18 protein-coding genes are annotated in these 21022 nt (G+C 59.0%); 6 read left to right on the top strand and 12 right to left on the bottom strand.

Annotated features, from left to right (window positions below; genetic code table 11):
* Window positions 1-641: 641 nt before the first annotated feature.
* A complete protein-coding gene (locus tag TZ53_RS12485; protein ID WP_062113557.1) occupies window positions 642-5528 on the bottom strand; it encodes an autotransporter domain-containing protein in 4887 nt (1628 codons plus the stop codon).
* Between the two features lie 411 nt (window positions 5529-5939).
* Between TZ53_RS12485 and TZ53_RS27375 the strand changes: the two genes are divergently transcribed.
* The gene (locus tag TZ53_RS27375) at window positions 5940-6410 is read left to right on the top strand and encodes a hypothetical protein (RefSeq protein WP_084694370.1); all 471 of its coding nucleotides are present in this window, start codon (window positions 5940-5942) and stop codon (window positions 6408-6410) included.
* Window positions 6411-6465: 55 nt separating this feature from the next.
* Here the strand turns inward: TZ53_RS27375 and TZ53_RS12480 are convergent, their stop codons facing one another.
* Window positions 6466-7815 (bottom strand): IS1380-like element ISSp1 family transposase, encoded by a 1350-nt coding sequence (locus TZ53_RS12480; RefSeq protein ID WP_013039775.1) that lies wholly within the window; start codon window positions 7813-7815, stop codon window positions 6466-6468.
* Window positions 7816-8003: 188 nt separating this feature from the next.
* Between TZ53_RS12480 and TZ53_RS12475 the strand changes: the two genes are divergently transcribed.
* Window positions 8004-8321, top strand: coding sequence for a hypothetical protein (locus TZ53_RS12475; RefSeq protein ID WP_044661478.1), 318 nt, complete (start codon window positions 8004-8006; stop codon window positions 8319-8321).
* A 72-nt stretch (window positions 8322-8393) separates the two neighbouring features.
* On the opposite strand, the gene TZ53_RS12470 is transcribed toward TZ53_RS12475, so the two are convergent.
* The gene (locus TZ53_RS12470) at window positions 8394-9029 is read right to left on the bottom strand and encodes a hypothetical protein (protein ID WP_044661477.1); all 636 of its coding nucleotides are present in this window, start codon (window positions 9027-9029) and stop codon (window positions 8394-8396) included.
* 399 nt (window positions 9030-9428) lie between these two features.
* On the opposite strand from TZ53_RS12470, the gene TZ53_RS12460 reads away from it, so the two are divergent.
* Window positions 9429-9827 (top strand): antitoxin Xre-like helix-turn-helix domain-containing protein, encoded by a 399-nt coding sequence (locus tag TZ53_RS12460; protein WP_044661475.1) that lies wholly within the window; start codon window positions 9429-9431, stop codon window positions 9825-9827.
* Window positions 9827-10540, top strand: a complete 714-nt coding sequence (locus TZ53_RS12455; RefSeq protein ID WP_044661474.1) for an RES family NAD+ phosphorylase — start codon at window positions 9827-9829, stop codon at window positions 10538-10540. The genes TZ53_RS12460 and TZ53_RS12455 overlap by 1 nt, the downstream gene beginning before the upstream one ends.
* 185 nt (window positions 10541-10725) lie before the next feature.
* Here TZ53_RS12455 and TZ53_RS26135 read toward each other — a convergent pair.
* Window positions 10726-11789, bottom strand: a protein-coding gene (locus TZ53_RS26135; protein ID WP_157009807.1) for an IS630 family transposase whose coding sequence is annotated in 2 segments (ribosomal slippage) — window positions 10726-11295 and window positions 11298-11789 — 1062 coding nt in all. Because the reading frame shifts where the segments join, the coding sequence is not laid out codon by codon here.
* Between the two features lie 297 nt (window positions 11790-12086).
* Here TZ53_RS26135 and TZ53_RS26130 point away from each other — a divergent pair.
* The gene (locus tag TZ53_RS26130) at window positions 12087-12524 is read left to right on the top strand and encodes a hypothetical protein (protein ID WP_062120175.1); all 438 of its coding nucleotides are present in this window, start codon (window positions 12087-12089) and stop codon (window positions 12522-12524) included.
* On the opposite strand, the gene TZ53_RS12440 is transcribed toward TZ53_RS26130, so the two are convergent.
* From TZ53_RS12440 to TZ53_RS27370, 6 genes are all read right to left on the bottom strand, one after another.
* Window positions 12521-13084: a hypothetical protein gene (locus tag TZ53_RS12440; RefSeq protein ID WP_062113551.1), complete on the bottom strand. Its 564-nt coding sequence runs from the start codon at window positions 13082-13084 to the stop codon at window positions 12521-12523. The two genes, TZ53_RS26130 and TZ53_RS12440, sit on opposite strands and share 4 nt — an antisense overlap.
* Before the next feature lie 295 nt (window positions 13085-13379).
* Window positions 13380-14738, bottom strand: a complete 1359-nt coding sequence (locus TZ53_RS12435; RefSeq protein WP_044661472.1) for an IS1182 family transposase — start codon at window positions 14736-14738, stop codon at window positions 13380-13382.
* Window positions 14739-14847: 109 nt separating this feature from the next.
* Window positions 14848-15930 carry an IS5 family transposase gene (locus TZ53_RS12430; RefSeq protein ID WP_044661470.1) on the bottom strand — a complete coding sequence of 361 codons (1083 nt, stop codon included), beginning with the start codon at window positions 15928-15930 and terminating at the stop codon, window positions 14848-14850.
* 285 nt (window positions 15931-16215) lie between these two features.
* Window positions 16216-16821, bottom strand: coding sequence for an endonuclease domain-containing protein (locus TZ53_RS12425; protein WP_084694369.1), 606 nt, complete (start codon window positions 16819-16821; stop codon window positions 16216-16218).
* 43 nt (window positions 16822-16864) lie between these two features.
* Window positions 16865-17248 (bottom strand): DUF2628 domain-containing protein, encoded by a 384-nt coding sequence (locus TZ53_RS27925; protein ID WP_083535806.1) that lies wholly within the window; start codon window positions 17246-17248, stop codon window positions 16865-16867.
* Window positions 17235-18167 carry a hypothetical protein gene (locus tag TZ53_RS27370; RefSeq protein ID WP_197565227.1) on the bottom strand — a complete coding sequence of 311 codons (933 nt, stop codon included), beginning with the start codon at window positions 18165-18167 and terminating at the stop codon, window positions 17235-17237. Before TZ53_RS27370 ends, TZ53_RS27925 begins: the two co-directional genes overlap by 14 nt.
* Before the next feature lie 208 nt (window positions 18168-18375).
* Here TZ53_RS27370 and TZ53_RS12420 point away from each other — a divergent pair, with 208 nt between their 5' ends.
* A complete protein-coding gene (locus TZ53_RS12420; RefSeq protein WP_044661470.1) occupies window positions 18376-19458 on the top strand; it encodes an IS5 family transposase in 1083 nt (360 codons plus the stop codon).
* 369 nt (window positions 19459-19827) lie between these two features.
* Here TZ53_RS12420 and TZ53_RS12415 read toward each other — a convergent pair whose 3' ends face one another.
* The gene (locus tag TZ53_RS12415; RefSeq protein ID WP_044661469.1) at window positions 19828-20313 is read right to left on the bottom strand and encodes an RES family NAD+ phosphorylase; all 486 of its coding nucleotides are present in this window, start codon (window positions 20311-20313) and stop codon (window positions 19828-19830) included.
* Window positions 20310-20744: an antitoxin Xre/MbcA/ParS toxin-binding domain-containing protein gene (locus TZ53_RS12410; RefSeq protein WP_145902203.1), complete on the bottom strand. Its 435-nt coding sequence runs from the start codon at window positions 20742-20744 to the stop codon at window positions 20310-20312. Before TZ53_RS12410 ends, TZ53_RS12415 begins: the two co-directional genes overlap by 4 nt.
* Window positions 20745-21022: the final 278 nt, after the last annotated feature.

The raw sequence follows: 21022 nt of genomic DNA, 5'->3' as shown, positions 1-21022 counted from the left end.
TATAAGTTAAGGCATTTTCTCTAGACATCACAGATGCTGATCTTCTGATCATGCGGGGAGAGCCCGAAAAGTCTCTGAGAAGGAAAGCCTCACCCGTACATACGCAGCTATGCGACTGGCGCGTTAGAGCCAAGAGACGCTGTTCAGTCGGTGGTCGAGGGCAGTCCGGAAACCGTAAGCTCCTCCACGATAGCCCGGGCAAGCATCGGCGAGGCCCTCACGAGCTGCTGCAACTCCCGTGTTGCGCCGTCTTCCAGTCCTTGTGCGTATTCACCTGCCACCCAAGGGCGACCGACATGACCGGGAGAAGGCGTGAAAAAGCATAGTGCGCCGTCCCCATTAGTCAAAATCTGAACCCCGTAATGGGCAAGCCTCTCCATAATCAGACCCGCAATCGTCTTGAGAGGTTCTATGCCTGTTCCAAAGTTGTTCACGTTCTGTTTACTCGTTGATTCTGCGCCAATATTTCTCGTTGGGGTGTGAATAAGTCACGCGACAGATTTGGACGCAGCAGAATTCTTCCAGTCCGATGCGGCGCTCGACATAGCTATCGTCCAACGCGCGCGCGGGAGAACAAGGCGGGCAAGCAAACGAAAGGGCGCGCCGAAACCGCCGCGCCCTCCCATTGTTAGCGAATGATGTCAGAAGCCGAAGCTAATGCCACCACGGACCTGGCCGAGGCTGTTGTGGCCACCAAAGCCGTAACCGCCAGAGAGGAACAGGTTGACGCGCTTATTGACCGAGGCATCCACGCCCAGTTCGATCAGCCCGTTACCGTCCGGATCCACACCCTTCAGGCGGAAGGCATCCCCGCCGCCCAGATACTGGACCGTGCGATCGCTGCCGATGCTGCCCTGGAAGCTGTACTGAACCTTCGCATAGGGGCGATAGGCGATCCCATCGGCGTCACCGAGCAGAGCCCCGGCCTTCACGCCCAGAACGGGCGAGAAGACGGTCTTGGAGGCATGATCCACCTTCAGTCCGATGCCAGCGCCACCTTCTTCAGTGAAGCCGTTCATCGACCAGCGACGCAGCGCCAGCTTACCATAGGGGGTCACGACCAGGCCGCTACCGGCGGTCAAGTCGTAGCCCAGCTCCAGGCTGGCATCCAACTGCTTGCCCTTGAAGTCACCTTCAATGGTGCGAGCCAGGATGTCCAGGTCGCGTTCGACTTCAAATTTCGAGAAGCCGTACGCCAACTGGAAGCTGCCGTAGAAGGGGCCAAAGCCCTGGGTCGCATAGGCACCGATGGTGTAGGTGCGAACCTGCGCCTCTTCCTGCGAACCCTGTGCAGTGACGTCATGCTGACCATAGCCAAAGCCGATGCCGAAGGCGCCGTCTTCCTGATAGGCCACGTCGAGGCCAAAGGCGCCGCCATAGCTGTTGGTCTTGATCTTCGACGCTCCGGACTTGGTGCCCCCCGTCTTGGCGAAGTTCGCCGACGGGTTGAACCAGATCTGGGTGCCCAGCGCCTCACCATAGCCACGGCGAGCAGCCAGACGGTTGACGGTGGTGTTGAAAACCGCGTTCTGATCAACCGCGGCCAGCGAACCGTAGATCTCCGCCGAGGAAAGCTCGTTGAAGACCTGCGCCGCCTGTGCGCTGTTCAGGCGCCAGTCGAGACCAGCAGCGATGTTGGCGATGTCCTGCGCATTGGCGATCTCCGTAACCGAAGCAAAGCCATTGCCGCCAGCAGCATCCGTCTTCACCCGAGCAATGACGTCAGCCAGCGCGCTGTCCAGACCCACGGCTGCCGAAGCGGCATTGGGATTGGTTGCGCCCGTGGCGTAGCTGTTGCGGGTCGCCTCGATCGAAACGGTCTTAGCGGTCGCATCATGCTTCAGATCGAAAGTGACGAACTGCGAGGAGAGCGTCGGTGCCGCGGTGGCGGTGACATTGCCGGTACCGGTATAGGTGAACAGCGTATAGCCGTCGCCCGTCGAATAGAGGCTATCCTTCGACACCGTCACCGCGACCTTACCGGCCAGGTTCAGGTTACCGTCCACAGTGACCGACGACGGGATCGAGAAGACACCGGCATTGGTCGGGGTGGTGAAGTAGGGAACACTGACCCCACCGGTGATCGGACCCAGCACTTCGGGAGCTGCGCCGCCATCGTTGACTGACAGGTTGCCGAAGCGGACCAGCGAGGGGTTGACGCCCACAACCGTCGTGCCGTTGGCAGTCTGGGTGTAGTTGCCCTGCTGATAGAGCTCGATGCCCTTGATCGCTTCGGGTCCCGGCGTGACGATGCTGTTGCCAACCGTCTGAACGAAGGTCGGTGCACGACGGCCGAGGACCAGGGTGGCATCATTGTTGATGTTGCCCTTGATGCCGAACACGGCGTCGGCGCCAGCAACGTCCAGCTGAACTTCGCCAGCCTGCACGTTGAAGTTGCCAACATCCATCGTCCAGCCTGCGGGAGTCGAGCCTTCAGCCGGAACATATTCGGCACCCGTCACCACGAAGGTGCCCGCACCGGTCTTGTTGACCGTGTTGACGCCCAACACGCGGACGGCGGTCGGACCGAACAGGCCTTCAGCTTCTTCCGGCAGCGTGGCGACCGGCGTGAAGTTGGCAGGCGCTGTCGAGGTAGCCGAACGGAGTTCGCTCGCGCCTAGGAAGCCGCTGCCATTCAGGTTGACGGTCGTGTCGGTGAGGAAGGCCCCGCTGTCGTCACGCTGTGCGTCGATGTCGCCAAGTGTGATCGAGCCGTTGTTGAGGTTGATCGTCGCCTTGATGTCGGCGGTCTTGACGGCAGCCTCACCACCCACGGTCAGGTTGAACGCAGCCGGATCGACCTGCGAGGCATCGAGCGGAACCGCCGGCGACAGGAGTGAAGACAGCGCAGACGCCACCTCGTTCTGCGTCGAAACCGCGCCCGTCACGCTGAAGCCACCCGAAACACCGTTTTGATCGACAGTGTAGGTCTGCGAAGCGGCAACGGGAGTCACGGTCACGTTGGTGGTGTTGATCGTCGCATCGACCGTGGCCGATCCGCTGAACACCGAACCACCAAGCGTGGTCGTGCCGGTCAGGATGCCATTGTTGGTGAACGATCCGGTCAAGCCTTCCAGCTCAACATCGCCAAAGGCGTTGCCGCTGTTGGTGAAGCTGGCGTTGCCGCCCACCGGCATTGCGTCAACCGTCGCGGCGAGGGCGCGGATGCCAGCGTTGGTCGGATTCGTGTCGGTCAGCGTGACAGTGCTGTTGCCATCCAGAGCCGAAACGCTGAACAGATTGCCGCCGGTGCCCAGATCGCCATTGTTGACGAGCGAAGCGGAGGTCAGTCCTTGAACCTCGACATCGCCAATAACGGTGCCGTTGTTGGTGACCGAAGCGGCACCGCCTACCGCGGCAGTGCTGAAGGTCGATGCAACCGTGACGGGCGTGAAACCGTCCGCAGCGTAGGTCGTGACCGTCTCATCGCTGCTGCTTTCGCCCAGGCTGTTGGCAAACAGATTGCCGCCCGTACCCGTCGCAGCATCACCGATGACACTGCCGCTGCCGACGGTGATCGAAGCGCCAGCAATGCCCGAAGCAAAGACATTGCCTGCAACGCTTGGCACGCCCTTACCCTGAAGCGCGGCAGCGGTGTCGATCACGACATCGGCTTGGCCACCAGCATCGGCGAAGCTGTCCGTGACGGTTTGCGACGTCAGCGTGTTGAGTCCGCCAGCAACGCTATATTCCGAGGTGGAACCGCTACTCGAGGTGGACGCGAACGCGCTGGCGTTCACCGAACCGCCAACAGTGCCGGTGATCGTGGCCGTAGCGTTGCCGAAGCCGGCTGCAACCGTCGCATCGCCATCGATTCGGCCCGCATTGTTGAGCGTGGCATCAGCAGCGACAGCCGGAGCCGACACCGTAAACAGCGACGTGTCGACCTGAGTGCCGTCTCCCGACGCATCCGTTGTCCGCGTGCTGGAGGCTGTAGAGGACGCATCGCCTACGGTGAAGAAGAATGGGCCAGTCGGGACAGCCGTGCTGACGAACACATCCTGTTCGACCTTGGCTGCCGAGCCGATAGCTGCCGAAGCCGAGGCACCGCCCACAACGCTGACATTGCCGTTAACCAGGCTGCTGCCCTGAAGCGAGACGGAAGCGTCTCCGCCTGCCCGCGCCTGATTGAACTGCGTGCCGCTTACCGAGGTGGAACCCTGGAAAACGCCTGCGTCATAGGTGTCAGTGTCTTCCGAGGTGAATGCCCCGTTGAACGCCACGCCCTGGCTGGTCGACGAAACATTGCCCGACACCTTGCCGCCGTTGATATTGACGGCACTCGCAGTATCGCCGCGAGAGGTAACATCGCCATTTCGGCCCGAATCGCCAGGCGCAACGGTGCCGGAGATGTTGACCGTGCTCGTGCCGCCAGTCGACGCAACATTGAACGTGTTGTTGCTGCTGCTCACGACCGAGCCGGTGCCCGCCGCGTCGCGCGAATCGGTCGACACGGCCACATTCTGCGTAGCAAACGAAGAGCCAGACGCTTCGGAATAGATGTCGCCGTACACGGTGCCCGTCACGGTCGCCGTGCTGTTCGTGCCGCTCACCTGAGTGATGCTGCCGTCATTGCCAGCACCGAAGTTCAGCGAGCCATTGATGCCAGCATAAGTGCCATCGATATCGCCGCCGACGGTCTGCTGCGAAGTGCTCGACTGGGTGGTCGTGGTGGTGCCCGAAACAGTGGTCGTCGGACCGGTCGAGGTGAACGTCGTATTGCGGCTAAACGCGTCAGTCTGACCCAGGACCTGGCCATTGTTCGCGATCGTGATCGCGCCGGATTCGGATCCCGCGGACACATCGCCGCTGATGCGGCCAGACGCGGCGTTGGTGACGGAGATCGCCCCTTCGCCGGTCGAGGCAAAGGCGCTGCCTGCAACATCGCCGCTGTTGGCGATGCTGACGGTGCCGGTGGTGGCCGATCCATCAAGGTCGCCTTCGACTGTGCCGACGTTGGTGATCGAGACATTGGCGGCGTCGAGCGCCTGCCCGATCAGGCTACCACCCACTTCGCCAGCCAGGCCATTTGCGAGTGTGACATCGCCAAAGCCAGAGCCGACAACATTGCCACCGACCGAGCCGTTGTTGGTGACCGATACCGCGCCGCCAAAGTCCGTTGCGCTTACGCTGCCGACGACTTCGCCATTGCTAGTGGCGGTGAAGCTGTTGGCGGCACTTGCCACGCCAACTCCGCCGAAGCTCAGGCCGGTTACGCGACCATCATTGGTGAGGTTTACCGCGCCGTCGCCCTGACCCGCAGCAAAACCTCCTGCGACGAAATCATAGCCGATGCTTGCGCCGCTGATATCTGCGCCGCTAGCAATCGTAACCGTGAGATCGGGATTAGCCGGCGTCGTGATGGCCGTGGCAATGTCGGCATTTACCGCCGCGCCGGTCCCTGCCCCGGCCGGCACGGTCACAGTGGCGGGCGCCGCCAGTGCACCACCAGCGTTTGCGAGCAGAGCCGCCGCTGGGAAGGAGGCTGACAACAGCAGCATCCGGTTGAACCTCGACTTCTTATTCATTCAAAACCCCTATTGGCTGCGATTCTCAGGCAGATGAGCGGCAAACGACGGGCGCCAGTGCTTTCGCGTACGCAAAAGGCTTTGCGCTGATGCTGTTCGTAACTCCCCCCATGACACCTGCAGTTGCGCAAATATGCGCAACATGCGCAAACATCTATGTCCAGACCGAAAGCCGTGCAAATCTTTTTTGCGAGTTCGCGCTCTCAAGAATGACAGAAATGGTCGCAGTCGCGATATGCCGGTATGCCGCACCGCAATTTTTCTGATGAATTTGCGCAAATATGCACTTGCAAATTTGCGCTATTATAGTTTGCGCCGGAATGATCGAAGCGCATAATGATGTAGACGCGACGGACGACGGCCGCATCTGGTCGTGGTTGGCTGTCGCGCTAAGTAAACGGGCGCATACACATGTCTTTTGTCGGTGAGTGGGATCAGGATAGAGCCCGCAGCCTGATCGGTTGCCTGATCAAGGAAACCGGGTTTTCAGCAAGCCAGATTGCACGCCGTTCCGGCCTTGCGCCTTCCACGCTCACCCGGATCTACCCCAACCCCACGGTCGGCTATTCGCTCTCACAACAAAGCGTCGCTAAGCTCAGGGCCACGTTTCCGGATGCATTTTCCATCTGTGAAACGGATGGGTTGCCGCTGCGATCTCCGGCATCCGACATCACGCTGAAGGACGATCCGGCCCTTCCCGTGGTTTCGAAGCAAAGCGGCATCCCAGTGTACGCGGCGAGTGTCCACTTTCATGAGGAGAGCGGCCTAGCCTCTCTTATTCACGACGCTCGGTTTCGGGCCCGCTCTGGGCATTTGCTGCGGCTGGCTGTATTGCGCGGACGACCGGCATCGCTGGCGTTTGTTTCACCGCATTCGGATTGATGGGCTTTTCGGGTTGAAGGGCTGGGCTCGGAGTTCTGCGGCGCTGCCGCATGGGCTACGTCGGCGCAGGCTTCAGCCGGAGAACGAGGGCGCGGAACAGGTCGGCATCCGGACAGGCGGAAGCGAAGGCAATGCGGATGCGGCTAGCACTTTCTACGACGCGCGCAGCGACCTTGAGCAGCCGCAGGCGCAAGGTGGTAAACTCCGCGCTTGCCAGAGCAGCGGTCCTGGGCATCGCCTGCTGGATGCGCCATAGCAGCCAGTATGCGGCAGTGTGCAGTATCAGGCGCATCTGATTGGCATTGGCCGAGCGGCACGAGGTTCGGTCGCTGGCGAGCTGGGACTTGTGGCGCTTGATCAGGTTCTCGGCCTGACCACGCGCGCAGTAGAGCGTGTCGTAGATGTGCTCGGCCGATCCTGTTGCCAACGAGGTGACGACATAGCGGATGTCCATGCCCAGCGTGCTGGCCTCGATCCGTGCAACGACGCGACGCTGGCACTTCCAGGTCTTTGCCCCATAGCGGGTCTCGGCATAGTTGCGCAGGACGGGACACTGACGCTGGGCGCGCTTGACCGCGCAGGCATCGGCGACCGCAACAATGGCGGGATCGGCGCGCAGCGCTGAATTGGTGGGCAGGCCGAACACGTAATCGACGCGGGCCGCATCGCAGTAGGCCATGACCTCGGGTCGACCATAGTGCCCGTCGCCGCGGATAGTGATGTGGGTATCGGGCCAATTACGGCGCAGGTGACGCACCAGGCGTCGGATGTGCCCCGCCGCCTCCTTTCCAGAAGGCGTCTTGCCTGTGCGCAGCAGCATGGCCACCGGCCTGCCGGTCGCGGTGTCGTAGATATGGATCGGTAGGAAGCAGCGCTCCCCATGATGCCCGTTCCAGAACGAGAGCTGTTGATAGCCATGCACGACGTCGCACGTGTCGTCGATATCCAGCGTGACCGCTGTCGGAGGGGCGGGATAGCTGGCGCAGTAGATGTCGATCATCGCGGCCATCATGCTGGCCAGTTCGCGCGTAGTCGGTGCATTTTCCCACCGGCTCATCGTCGGTTGGCTGGCCAGCCCCGCGCCCGATTCCGGCAGCTTGCCGAGCGCCAGGCGGAAGCCTGGATCGTCGCGCAGAGCATCGAGATCATCGGCATCCTCATAGCCGCACGCAATCGCGAACACACGGGCACGCAGAATGTCATCCAGGCGATGGATCACCCGCGCTGGATCGCGCGGATCGGCAATACAAGCCGCCAGGCGCTGGCAAATCCCCATCGCGCGCTCGGCCTGTGCAAGCAGTAGAACACCGCCATCCGAGGTAAGCCGGCCACCGTCGAACGCAGCTGTGATTTTCTTGCGGCCGACTGCTGGGAATCCAAATGAGCTTGCGATATCATCGTTCATGGCGGGTGTGGCCCGTGGCATTTTCTGCCCTGCGGCAGGTTCGGCTTAGACACCCAGTTCCTAATTCAGATCAGAGGCTTACGCCACTCCCGCCAACCCTTCAGGACACTTTTGGTGAATAAGGCGGGCTAGCTTTTGCCGAGCAGCTTGAACTCTGGGAAGCCGATCTTTCTCGTCCAGTAGCCTATATGGCAGCACCTTTCGGGCTGGGCGACACTGAACGCTATTTTGTCATGTACATCCCTGGCGAAGCCATGGAACCGCGTTTCAGAGCCGGCGAGCGGGTACTACTCGACCGCGTCAAACCGGCATCGATCAATGCGGATGTACTGATCCAGCTGCGAGATGAATCAGGGCGCTCCTTGTGGACCGCCGGTCGACTGCTCGCCCGCGATCGCAACCTTATCGAGCTAAGACAATATCGCGAACAGGCGACGGCATCGATCCCCCACGGCCAGATCAAACAAGTTTTCCCAATCATCGGCATGATCGACGACAACGTCTGACCGACTGAAAGCACCGCCCCCCCCTATCTCGGCGCGCGGTGTATGCGCCAAATGACGCGGTCAGTGCGCCGATTAAGAATTCATCGCTTTTTCTATTCCGGCCCATTCATGCCCATGTGTGCCGACATGATTTTCCATTCCGGGCTTGGTCAGGCAGCCTTTCGGACTGGTATAGCTGTGAATCGTTCTGGCAGGTTGCTCGAACCAGGATATGTTGAAAGCCCAATATTTGGGGAAGAAGTAAAGACTGGAGTAAGGCAGATGATCATGGATCCACCATGCGAGCTTCTGCCAATCGCCCTCCTCCTGGAAGGCATCCCAAAAAGACGGAACGACGATACAGGCCGTCGCTCCCATCATACCATCACGCTTCCGATCCCAAATATGGCTCGCGTAGTTGCGCTCGTTGGAGGCGCAGTTATAGCCCGCTTTACCGGCATTCATCATCTCGGAGCCAAGTCCGTTGACGTCGCAGGAGCGGAATGCCGAGCGTATGGCCAGCCGACCGAAGCGGTCTTGTAGCGGCTCAAGCAGGTCCTCACACAAGCGGCTACCCGCAGCGATGGCGAGATCAGGATCATCCGGTACGTTTGGAAGTCCGTGAATTGCCGCGATGTCCGAGAACAAAAAGTCGCGCATGAAAAACGACTTTGACAGCCGCACCCTTCCAAATTCGCTCAGAGTGGCGACGCTCACCGGCTTTTTCATAGACGCTCCTTTTCTTTCGCCTTTGCCAGTCAGATGCGACATTTCCTGTCACAGTCGATGGCCATCTATTGCACTGGTAGCCAGCATCCTCAGCTCATCGACAATCGCCTTATTCGCCGCAATGGCAACGCGGATGATTGAACTTTTGACTTCATTCGTTGCTTGGAGCCCAAAATTCAGCGGTCCACGGAAGGCGGGTAGCCATCTCAAGCTCCGCCATCATCTCTCGCACCGGCCCGCTTGGCACCTCAGCGTCGTCGTTCCGCGCCAAGCGATCATTCCTGGCCTGATCCAAACAGGTGATCGCAAGCGATGGGCCATCATTTCGTATGAAAAAGTGACCGATCTTGACATCATGTACGGATATCATACATCTCCATCGAGAGAAGGAGACTGCAAATGGCCACAGTTGCCCAGTCCGGAGCCCTAGCCAAAGCGCCAAGCCGTAAGGACCTGACCGGTCCGGCGCTGCGCACCTTCTTCCGCATTGCCGATGCCTGGGGCCTCAAGGAGGCCGAACAGATGAAGCTTCTCGGGCTCGATAAGCGCTCCACTTTTCAGACTTGGAAACGCGGCGCCATTGCAGCAATTCCCAAGGACGCACTCGAGAGAATTTCCTATGTGCTGGGCATCTACAAGGGACTCACGATACTCCTGCCTCGCACCGCCGACGAATGGGTGCGCAAACCGAACGACGCGCCGCTGTTCGCCGGGCGTCCAGCGATCGAACGGATGACTTCGGGCAATGTCGCCGACCTTTATGTCGTGCGCCAATATATCGACGCGCAGCGCGGATAATGGATGCCATTCCGAAAGCGCGTGTGCGCTGGCAACCATGCTATCGGATCATCGCAAGCCGCTTCCCGCCCATATCGCTGTTCGAGGACGTTGCCCATCCCGCCGATCTCGAAGCGGTCTATGCGATCGAGGCGATGACCAACGACCGGCTGCGCGATGAGATCGGTGACCTTGCACTGGTGCCGCCGGAGGATCGCGTATCCGGGCCGGGCACCTCTGTCATCATGGCCGCCTTTACCCATCTCAATCCAGACGGAAGCCGCTTTTCCGATGGCAGCTTCGGCCTGTTCTATGCAGCCAGAGAGATCGAGACCGCGATCGCCGAAACCAGCCATCACCGCGCGCGGTTCATGGCGCTCACTCGGGAACCGGCGCAGGAACTGGACATGCGCGTATATGCGGTCGATCTCGACGCAGAATTGCATGATATCCGGGATCTGCGCGAGGCGCTGCCTGACCTCTACGCCGTTGACAGCTACGTCTCCGGCCAAGCACTTGCGATCGAGTTGCGCAGCCGTGGGGCAGACGGCATCGCTTATCAGAGCGTGCGCCATCCGGGCGGGGAATGCGCCGCTGTGTTCCGTCCCCGACTGCTCACCGACTGCCGTCAAGAGCGGCACCTGTGCTATGTCTGGGATGGGCAGGCGATCATTGCCGTCTATGAGAAGAAGGCGTTTAACCCGCAAAACACCGTGGTCGATAATGCGGGTTAAAAGTTTTCATTTAGATTGCGCACGATGACCCGTGAGGCGCACGGTGGCTGACCGGTTCTGGCCGTTTCGCGAATAGCGAGTTAGAGGCTGGCGACTCGGCAAAGCTGCCATTCCCGCCGCCGATGAACCTGCCGCGCCGCCATCGACCATGTTTGGTTGCTCTGCCTTATACCAAGATGCATTGATCACGACCCACGCGCCCATTTACGGCGTCCGATAGTCATGATGCGCCACGGCTGATCGACCAGCTTGTTCCAGGCTTCGCAGCAAAGGTCGATGATGTTGTCGTGGGATATGAAGATCCGGTTGGACAGCCAGTTATCCCGCATGAACTGCCAGATATTTTCGACCGGGTTGAGTTCGGGGCATTTCGGGGGCAGCGGAATGATGCTGATATTCTCTGGCACTTCCAGCTTTCCGGTCATGTGCCACCCGGCTTGATCCATCAACACAACACCGTGGGCACCTGGCTCGATAGCGAGCGATATCTCCGTCAGGTGCAGCGACATGGTCTGGGTGTTGCAGAACGGGAGGATCAGGCCCGCCCCCTTGCCGAGTTCGGGGCAGATCGCACCGAAGATGTAGGCCGATTTCGTCCTCTGGTCCTTGGGTGCCGACGGCCGGGTGCCACGCCTGGCCCAGCGCCGGGTGATCTTGTTTTTCTGGCCGATCCGGGCCTCGTCCTGGAACCAGACCTCTATCGGCGTGCCACGCGGGAGGGCGGCTTTGATCTTTGCCAGCTCGGCTGCAAAGCCCCCTTTTTAAAGTCCTCCATCGCATATTCGTTCTGGGCATGGTGACGCGGGCGTGCCGTCAGTTTGACATAGCCCAGCTTCTTCAGCTCCCGCCCCACAGTCGTTTCCGTCAGGGACACACCAAACTCGCCATGGAGCCACCGCACCAGATCAATCAGCCGCCAGCGAACAACTCCATGGATCGCCGGGATCGGGCCGCTTTCAACGATCTCCGCAAGAGCCCGACGCTGGGCATCGTTCAACAACGGGGACTTGCCCGGCGCCTTCCCGTCGAGGAGTCCGTCCGGCCCCCGGGCATTGAAGCGCACCACCCAGTCGCGCACGATCTGCAACGTCACGCCGCCAATCCGCGCGGCATCGCTGCGGCTCCCACCATCATAAATTTCCGCCAAGGCCAGCAGCCGCCGTCCCTGGTTCGCGCTCCTGGTCGCACGCGCCAGTCGCCTCAAGCCCACCGCGTCAAAGTCGTCCCGCAATCCGATCGCTGCACCCATAGCCATGCCCTCCAACGGGAAGCCATAGATTCAGAAATTCAGCGCCTTGGGAATCCCCCTCGTGAGTCAGCATCACTGGAGGTCGGTATTACACGCCCTTATGAGGAAGTCTACAATGGCACACAAGGACATCCAGACTGGTCATTTCTTAATCATCAATTTTTCACGTCCATGCACGCTTGGAAAATGCGAGTCTTGCCTTCCTAATGACGCCAACCGAAAAAGCTGGCCCTGTGTCCCGGGCACGATCGCATATAGATGCGCGATCCGAGACATATGACAGGGATGGAATTTTCGATGTCGAACGCACAGCCGAAATCAGATGCGTATAACCCAGAAGGCCCCTGCGTCGGGATATTCTGGCGTGTACCGACCTCCAACGGGCCGAAACTGGTCAGCCATGTCGTCAGCCTCAAGGACGCAGATGAATACGGCGATTTCCTGACCCATCCAACTGGGCATTATGAAGTCTGGGAAGCCTGGCGCGCGGCCGGGTCGGCCGCCTTAAAGCGGATAGGTTTGCCGATAGAAATTGTCTCATCTGAGTATGAGGAACATCCACGCGGTCGCGTCGTGTTCGACCGCCGCGCGGAGCAATTCATAGTCTATGCGGATCGAAGGCTGCAGAAAGCCGCAATCATCTCTGACATAGCGGAACTGTTCGCCATCGGCGGCCATCCCCACATAGTGCGATCCGATTCACACTATGTCGCTCGGCCCATGTCTGATCGTTAGGAGGCCATCAGCGCTTTCACCCTTTCGATCTGCGTTGCCTTCTTTGCTCGATCAGGATGGGGTAGGCCAATGGCCTTGACCTCGTGGCCACTGGCAGTCTGATAGGTGTGCCAGTTCAAAGGTTCGACCAGCGGACGTACCTTCTGATCTTCCAGTGTCGGAGGGAACTGATCCCAGCCCTTCTTCGTGAACACAAACAGCTTGTCCGGCTTATACTTGTCGAGAATTCGCTGAACCCGGGCGCGCCCCGCCTCGTTCTGCTCTTTCGTGCCATTATTGTTCCATTCCGATCGTGCGCCGACGATACTGGGCACGAAATTGAAGAAGAGCACAGAATTCCAGAAACCCGCCCGATCGTCGCAGCCGAAATAACCGGGTACCCGATTAAAGAACTGTAGATTGGGATATTCCCCGGAAATCACTTTTTTCAGGCAATTCTCAGTCATTGCGGCATTATCCGGTTCATCGGACGTGTGAGAGTGGCCCGCGATAGCGATCCGTTGCCCTGCGATGCCGCTTTGTTGATAGCCAGCAGGACACCATACGCGATGCTCGATCATCTCACTCCCTTACGTTACATTGAGACGGCCCACCCTTCGCATATTATTCATATGGGCGCGATTTCTTGTTCAGATCAAGAGTCTAATTGATAGAATTCCCGTTTGTGAGCCGCGAGCCGGTGCGGATTGGTCAAGGGCGTATTTCCAAACAGACTCTTCGCAAAATAGCTGACGGTCCGCTGTGGGTAATGGGATTTGGGCGTCGAACGACTGTGAATGGCAGATAGTGTTGAAAAAGTCGGCTTTTCCCGAGGCAGGGCTCCAAGCAGGAATATCCTGAGGGGCGTCTTGAGGATCAGCCCGTTGCTGGTTGCAGCTTCATCGGGAGAAGCCTTGCCATCTTGCGGAGGTTCTGGGCGGTAGCGGCGAGGAGAAACTCGTCTTTTGCGCCATTTGGTCCCCGAAGGCGCAGTCGATCGAGCTTCAGTATGCGTTTCAGATGCGCGAACAGCATCTCGACCTTCTTCCGTTCCCGGCGTGAGGTGACATAGGCGTCGGTCAACGACAGATCGCGGGCCAGATCGCGAGCGCCTTCATGGACTGACCGCAGAATTTTGCGGACAGGTTGGCCTGGACAGCAGTCCGGCTTGAGCGCGCAAGCGTCACAATCGGCTTTAGACGCGCGATATCGCATGAAGCCATCCTGATCGACGCCAGGACGAGCTGCTGCGAAATTGCGGTTATATCGCTTCAGATCCTTTCCTCCCGGGCAGACATAGACATCGCGCTTATGCTCGAAGCGGAACGCGGGCCGTTGGAAGCTGTCGGTGCGCCTGTTGCTATGATCGAACACCGGAATGTGCGGCTCGATCCCTTTCTCATGGACCAACCATGCCAGATTTTCTGCAGAGCCATAGGCGGTGTCCGCCGCCAGTCGCGCGGGCCAGATTTCGAACCGGTCCTGCACACGATCGATCATTCGCCTCGCCGCTGTCAACTCAGCCTGACGTACCGCCGTGCTCGCTTCCACATCCATGATGACGGCGTTCTTCAGGTCGATCAGATAATTGGTGCAGTAGGCGAAGAAGGCCTGTCCGCCTTTGGCGCTGGTCCAGCGTGCAGCAGGATCGGCCGGCGACAAGAACTTCGGTACGACAGGTGTCGCGCCGCCAAACGCCGCATCGTCGAGCACCGCCAGATATTCGTTTACAGCATGGTTGGTCGCCTCTGGCGGCAAGGGTTCACCACCGCGAACCCCACGCTGGCGATTGGCATCGGCCGCGATCAGGCTGGCATCGACGGCAAAGCCTTCACCGCCAACCAGTCCCTCCATTATGCAACGCTCCACCGTCGTCTCGAACAGCGTGCGCAACAGATCACTGTCGCGGAACCGGCCATGGCGGTTCTTGGAAAAGGTCGAGTGGTCGGGCACATCGCCTTCCAGCCCTAACCGGCAGAACCAGCGATAGGCCAGGTTGAGATGTACCTCATCGCACAGCCTGCGTTCCGAGCGGATCCCCATGCAGTAGCCGATGAGCAGCATCCGGATCATCAGTTCCGGGTCAATCGATGGCCGTCCCGTCTCGCTGTAATAGGGCCGCAAATGCTCGCGAATGCCGGACAGATCGACGAACCTATCGATAGATCGCAGCAGATGGTCTGCCGGCACGTGTCGTTCCAGGTTGAAGCTGGACGGCTCGAAAAACGTCAGGATTTTGCGCTGTCATGGAGGCGCTGGCGCGGGGCGGCCTGACTGACCGCCTTGTGGGCTTGTTTTCCCTAGTTCTGCGGGCTGATCTGCTCCTTGGTGGATCGTTTCGGTATCAAGCAGACGCAGTTCGGCCTTCGAGCCACGCGAGGCGCTGGAAATTATAGACCAGGTTGGCCATGCCGATCTTGATCCTGGCGCGGGCGATACCGATGGTGCGGACGACGAGGCCCATGCGGTGCTTTTGCCCGGCAAAGACATGTTCGACGGCAGCGCGGACCTTTGACCGCTTTGCATTGGCCCTCGCTATCCGCCCGGGCAGCGGCCGCCGGGGCAACCGCTTCTGGTGGATGTTGCTGGTGAACATGCCCCTGGCGAGGAACGCCTCGTTCTTCTTCGATCGATAGGCGGTATCGGCCCAAACGCCCGAGGCGGTGTTCTCCTTGCTGATCAGATCGGGTAGTCGCGCCCCATCATGGGCATTGGCGGCGCTCGCATCCCAGGTGCGGATCAGCCCATGAGTCCGATCGATGCCGATATGGTTTTTATAGCCGAACATCGGAATGGCCAGATCGACCGGCTTTGCCGCCGTGGGATCGGCGCCTTCCCTGACCTTGGCCTTGGTATATTTGATCGACCAGCGCGCATCGCGGTCTTTCTGCCGGACCTTGGCGGGCGTCCAGTCCTGGGGAATACGACCCTCCTTGATGGCGGTCTTCTCCTCCTGGGTGTTGCGCTGCTTGGGCGCGGGCACGACGGTGGCGTCGATGATCTGCCCGCCCATGGCCAGATAGCCTCGATCCTTGAGCGCGGCATCGAAGCGCGCGAATAGCCGGTCGATCGCCTTGGCCTTTACCAGCCGTTCGCGGAACAGCCAGACCGTGGTGGCATCGGGCACGGTGCCCTCCAGCCCGACGCCCAGGAAGCGCTGGAACGAAAGCCGGTCCTTGATCTGGAACTCCGTCGCCTCGTCGGACAGCGAATACAGCGCCTGCAGAACGAGGATCTTGAACATGAGCACCGGATCGAACGGCGGGCGCCCGCCCTTATTGCGGGGTCCGCGTCGCAGTGCGGCCACCAGCGGCCCCCGGAATAGCTCGAAATCCACCACAGCCGATAGCCGTTCCAACGGATCACCCGCCGCGCTCAGCGCCTCGTAACGGTCCGAAAGATCAAAAAAACCAGGCTGCCCTGCCATCACCGCCTCCGCTCGTCGCGAAAGCCAATGAATCATGCAGCGAAGCTAATCACCAGCGGTTTTTCGAGGCGTCCAGCTGTAAAACAGCGCTTCCTGCGCCACCGTCCGCTCGCCCATCATCGGCCCATCTCCGTCCTGTATGGACAGTGAATCAGACCCCGAAGGCTACTTCAAGCCAGAGTTTTTCAACACTATTGTCCGATTCCGGACTGGCGGGTTAGCGGCAGGCGACTCGGCAGAGCTGCCGATGCCATTGTTGAAGATCCCCCTAGAATCTGTCGGCATTCACCTAATTGCCGCCCTGGCATTTTCAACCCTCTTCACAGCCTCAACAGAATTCTGAAACACCAATTGCGCTGGTATTCTTAGGACTGTGTAGCCCTCTCGTCTCATGTCTTCGTCCCTTTGGCGGTCGCGTGCGACCGCCTCGGGAGAGGAATGATAGGTAGCTCCATCAATTTCCACGACAAGTTTGTCATCGACCAAAAAATCCGCACGGTACTGGGACGACGCATGTCCCGTGTAAATCCGCAGTCGTCCCATCGATATTTGACTACGCAGCCGCAATCCTTGTCCCTCGATGGCACCCGGCCCGGTTTGCAGGGAATAGGCTGATATCATGGCATCGAGGAAAGCTGCCTCTGCGGGAGATTCGCACGCCCATCGGATATCCTCTACACTTACCGGCGCATTGATCGAGGCCTCGATCTGTGCCTGCTGCGCTCGCCGTGCGGGGGCTTCGACAATGTCTCGGTAGACACTCCAAGCGATTAACCCTCCCAGGAAAAAAAGTGGGAAGAAGATAAAACCGAGAAGAATGCAAACGACTGCAAGAAAGCCACGTTGAAAAAAGGTCAATGTTATGCCTTTAAAATCGAAAATATGTCGCATACTCCCAAAGAGTACACGGGATACGATAGAAGTAGTTTTTCGATTATCTGGCGTGTGATTTTACGGCGCCCGCTTTATTTTCTGCTCTTACCACTCCACGGAATTCAAAGCCCCCCCTAAGATACCGAGCCTTGCGCCACTTGTTCCCCCGTGCACCATAAACTAGGCGGATTCCCAATCCGATGAGAGCAATAACTAAGATTGCCATCGCCGCAGGTTCGGGAAACTCAGTAGGCTCGCGACCTCTCTCAAGTCCATTGGAAGCGATATTCAAAACCAACTCGATTGGAAGCATAATTATGGCAGCTAAAAAGAATCCGCTAAACAAGGACCATAATGACCCAAAGAAGAATGCGGGCCAACACCACCCGTTTTTCACTGCTCTAGAACTTCCTTTGGAGTTTTGGTATATACTAAATTCCCTCATTTACTCCCCCATTAGTATGGCCGCCGTCCTGCATCCGCTGGAAACAGCCGGTGAACTCCATTAGTGCCAATTCAAGTGAATCCAGAATCTCGCGTTCTTCATCAGAGTAAAATGGCTTTCCTATTAGTCTCGCCAGAAATCTTTTAGATAATGACCATCCCCATATCGGGAACAATAAACATTTTGCAGCATCAGCTTCCCATTGAAGCACGTCCGCTGAAGGACGAATGCCCCCCAGACAACTATTGATTACATTGATAGCGCTTTGCGTTGGCCCAATAGCTTGACGAGTTTGCAGGTCAGCGTACCGAACGCTTTCTGTTTCCTGGTTTATTTCCTTAGTCTTTGATCGGGAATGCCAAGCGGCTATCGCGACAACCGGGGCTAAAGCTACCCCGCCTAAAACTAAGGTGCCGCCGGCCATACCTGCTCCACCGGCGGCTAGTGCGCCACCGCCGAACCATGCCAGCGTGGCATTGGTGGCGGCTACTCCTGAAAGTGTCGAAATGGCGGTGCCTGTCGATGCCGAACCTATTAGCGCAACCAACGACCAAGAGCCTGCTGCCACAGCCGCTCCCGCCCCCGCGCCGCCAGCGACTGAAACAGATGAAGAATATTCCTCAATAATACGATCGACGTTATTTAAACGAATTTCTTGACCGAATTCAGCACTTCGCAGGCTTTTTTCGGGCAGAGAAGCGGCATGGCAACGATCAACATAGCGCAGAATTTTCCTTGCTTTCTTAGCTGATTTGAAGCTGTCAATTACCAATTCTCCGAGATTTGATAGATTATCTATCCTCGTGCGCTCCAGGTAGTATAGCCTATTTCGATTATCTTCGTATTCTCGGTAGACTGATGCGTAGGTGGCCTTCGCAGCCTCAAGCTGCTCGTATCCGCCGAGCGTCACGAGATTCATTGCGAAATCTTTGAAGTTCACCAATGCCCCCGACCCCAAATAATTGCCCTATTATCAGGCATTATTACTCAAAGGTTGATTTTTCCAGCGTCTCACCAGCTTGCGGCGAAATCGGCATGGGTGGCGAGATAGTTGGACGCCTCGAAAAACCGCTGGTGATTAGCTTCGCTGCATGATTCATTGGCTTTCGCGACGAGCGGAGGCGGTGATGGCAGGGCAGCCTGGTTTTTTTGATCTTTCGGACCGTTACGAGGCGCTGAGCGCGGCGGGTGATCCGTTGGAACGGCTATCGGCTGTGGTGGATTTCGAGCTATTCCGGGGGCCGCTGGTGGCCGCACTGCGACGCGGACCCCGCAATAAGGGCGGGCGCCCGCCGTTCGATCCGGTGCTCATGTTCAAGATCCTCGTTCTGCAGGCGCTGTATTCGCTGTCCGACGAGGCGACGGAGTTCCAGATCAAGGACCGGCTTTCGTTCCAGCGCTTCCTGGGCGTCGGGCTGGAGGGCACCGTGCCCGATGCCACCACGGTCTGGCTGTTCCGCGAACGGCTGGTAAAGGCCAAGGCGATCGACCGGCTATTCGCGCGCTTCGATGCCGCGCTCAAGGATCGAGGCTATCTGGCCATGGGCGGGCAGATCATCGACGCCACCGTCGTGCCCGCGCCCAAGCAGCGCAACACCCAGGAGGAGAAGACCGCCATCAAGGAGGGTCGTATTCCCCAGGACTGGACGCCCGCCAAGGTCCGGCAGAAAGACCGCGATGCGCGCTGGTCGATCAAATATACCAAGGCCAAGGTCAGGGAAGGCGCCGATCCCACGGCGGCAAAGCCGGTCGATCTGGCCATTCCGATGTTCGGCTATAAAAACCATATCGGCATCGATCGGACTCATGGGCTGATCCGCACCTGGGATGCGAGCGCCGCCAATGCCCATGATGGGGCGCGACTACCCGATCTGATCAGCAAGGAGAACACCGCCTCGGGCGTTTGGGCCGATACCGCCTATCGATCGAAGAAGAACGAGGCGTTCCTCGCCAGGGGCATGTTCACCAGCAACATCCACCAGAAGCGGTTGCCCCGGCGGCCGCTGCCCGGGCGGATAGCGAGGGCCAATGCAAAGCGGTCAAAGGTCCGCGCTGCCGTCGAACATGTCTTTGCCGGGCAAAAGCACCGCATGGGCCTCGTCGTCCGCACCATCGGTATCGCCCGCGCCAGGATCAAGATCGGCATGGCCAACCTGGTCTATAATTTCCAGCGCCTCGCGTGGCTCGAAGGCCGAACTGCGTCTGCTTGATACCGAAACGATCCACCAAGGAGCAGATCAGCCCGCAGAACTAGGGAAAACAAGCCCACAAGGCGGTCAGTCAGGCCGCCCCGCGCCAGCGCCTCCATGACAGCGCAAAATCCTGACGTTTTTCGAGCCGTCCAGTTTGCTTTGGCTAATCTGCGACCCTGATCAGTCCTATAAACGAACGGACAGGTGCTCTGTGATAATGCCGTTGGTGCCTCTGGGTAACTTTCGTGACGGAAGCTCTCGGCCCAGCCGATGTGAGACTTGGCAACTCAATGGCCGGAATGACGGGTTCCGGGATCGCCATCTGCGTCCTGCGGTGGCAGAGATTGGCGCACTGTGCCCCGGCCGATGGTCCGCGCAAAAAAGTGGCTAAATCTGGAACAGGCGCAGGTCCCAAGGTACCGGACTCGCCATGTCGTGAGTGATCTTGCCCGCGTCGGGGTGACGCAGATTTATGAGAAAGTTGCGCTCGATTCGACCGCCGGGAATTGATGGGACGATGAGTATGCACGAGCGACATTCGAGACACCATGTGGCACCGAAGGTCTTCGAAATCGAATCGTCGATCCCGTCCCAGCCCGGATGGGAAGTCTGCGGGAATTCTTCGTAGCTGACGCCCGGCGGAATCGTGAGGCGGATGTAGTGCTGGTTCCCGGGAAGCACCCCGTTGAAGTGGGCGAGTTTCTCGATCAGCGCGGTCGCATAATGCTCAGAGGTGTAGAGCATCGGGCTGTTCGGGGTGTTCCAGCGTCCCGGGAAAAGGCGGGCTCCCTCGTCATCATAGATTGGATGCTTTCCTGCAGGGTCACCGATCCGGTAGCTGTAGAGAACCCTGTCAACGATCCCCGGCTTCAAGCGCCGCCGCCATAGGCCGCTCGGCCGAGGAGATTGATAACAAGATCGGCACCAATTCCCGTGTCGGTAGCCACGTCAATCGGCCTCTGGTTCTCAAGCATTGGGTGCGAACGGTAGAGAAACTCGCGCGCCTTGATCTCGTCGTGATAGATCTCCATCGCAAATTCCCAGACCTTGGCGACGGATGCGACACGATTGCCTTCGTCAACGGTGAGCTTTGGCTCGCTGGCGCCTTTGCGCCGCGTCAGCGTTGCACGGGGCACGAAGCGATACGGGAAGCTAGCGTCGTCCGGCGCGATAGCCTTCGACAACCGCTCTAGCGAGGAGAGCGGGAGTCCAGCCTTGATGCGGTTCGCGATCGCCAGCGGCGATCGCGGGCCTGTCTTTAGCCCGAGCGAGTCAGCGAGGCCGCATGCTTCCGCGATCATCATTATTCTCCGTCGTTCATATGAGCCATACATATGGCTCATATGGTCAAAAGACAAGATCGAATCGGTCGGACAATGGAGCTTGCTCCTCCCTGCAACCCGAGACAGCCTCAGCTAAACCCAGCCGTGCGTTCAACCCGCTAGAAAGCAAATTGATGCAGAGCCATCTTTGTCCGGTTCCAAGTAACCGCGGCACTTGAATGACCGCCCTTGGCGCGATGCCGAACGGCTACTGGTCGATGCGACTGGCGGCAAGCTTGGTGGGGTACAGGGATCCTAGT

This window comes from Sphingobium sp. YBL2, assembly GCF_000943805.1.
Classification (GTDB): domain Bacteria; phylum Pseudomonadota; class Alphaproteobacteria; order Sphingomonadales; family Sphingomonadaceae; genus Sphingobium; species Sphingobium fuliginis.
This window is presented reverse-complemented; position numbering and strand designations above follow the sequence as displayed.

What these genes read in the sequence shown, in the direction of transcription:
- TZ53_RS12485 (WP_062113557.1), bottom strand. Translation starts at nt 5,528, where the DNA reads ATGAATAAGAAGTCGAGGTTCAACCGGATGCTGCTGTTGTCAGCCTCC.
- TZ53_RS27375 (WP_084694370.1), top strand. Translation starts at nt 5,940, where the DNA reads ATGTCTTTTGTCGGTGAGTGGGATCAGGATAGAGCCCGCAGCCTGATC.
- TZ53_RS12480 (WP_013039775.1), bottom strand. Translation starts at nt 7,815, where the DNA reads ATGAACGATGATATCGCAAGCTCATTTGGATTCCCAGCAGTCGGCCGC.
- TZ53_RS12475 (WP_044661478.1), top strand. Translation starts at nt 8,004, where the DNA reads ATGGCAGCACCTTTCGGGCTGGGCGACACTGAACGCTATTTTGTCATG.
- TZ53_RS12470 (WP_044661477.1), bottom strand. Translation starts at nt 9,029, where the DNA reads ATGAAAAAGCCGGTGAGCGTCGCCACTCTGAGCGAATTTGGAAGGGTG.
- TZ53_RS12460 (WP_044661475.1), top strand. Translation starts at nt 9,429, where the DNA reads ATGGCCACAGTTGCCCAGTCCGGAGCCCTAGCCAAAGCGCCAAGCCGT.
- TZ53_RS12455 (WP_044661474.1), top strand. Translation starts at nt 9,827, where the DNA reads ATGGATGCCATTCCGAAAGCGCGTGTGCGCTGGCAACCATGCTATCGG.
- TZ53_RS26130 (WP_062120175.1), top strand. Translation starts at nt 12,087, where the DNA reads ATGTCGAACGCACAGCCGAAATCAGATGCGTATAACCCAGAAGGCCCC.
- TZ53_RS12440 (WP_062113551.1), bottom strand. Translation starts at nt 13,084, where the DNA reads ATGATCGAGCATCGCGTATGGTGTCCTGCTGGCTATCAACAAAGCGGC.
- TZ53_RS12430 (WP_044661470.1), bottom strand. Translation starts at nt 15,930, where the DNA reads ATGGCAGGGCAGCCTGGTTTTTTTGATCTTTCGGACCGTTACGAGGCG.
- TZ53_RS12425 (WP_084694369.1), bottom strand. Translation starts at nt 16,821, where the DNA reads ATGCGACATATTTTCGATTTTAAAGGCATAACATTGACCTTTTTTCAA.
- TZ53_RS27925 (WP_083535806.1), bottom strand. Translation starts at nt 17,248, where the DNA reads ATGAGGGAATTTAGTATATACCAAAACTCCAAAGGAAGTTCTAGAGCA.
- TZ53_RS27370 (WP_197565227.1), bottom strand. Translation starts at nt 18,167, where the DNA reads ATGAATCTCGTGACGCTCGGCGGATACGAGCAGCTTGAGGCTGCGAAG.
- TZ53_RS12420 (WP_044661470.1), top strand. Translation starts at nt 18,376, where the DNA reads ATGGCAGGGCAGCCTGGTTTTTTTGATCTTTCGGACCGTTACGAGGCG.
- TZ53_RS12410 (WP_145902203.1), bottom strand. Translation starts at nt 20,744, where the DNA reads ATGATGATCGCGGAAGCATGCGGCCTCGCTGACTCGCTCGGGCTAAAG.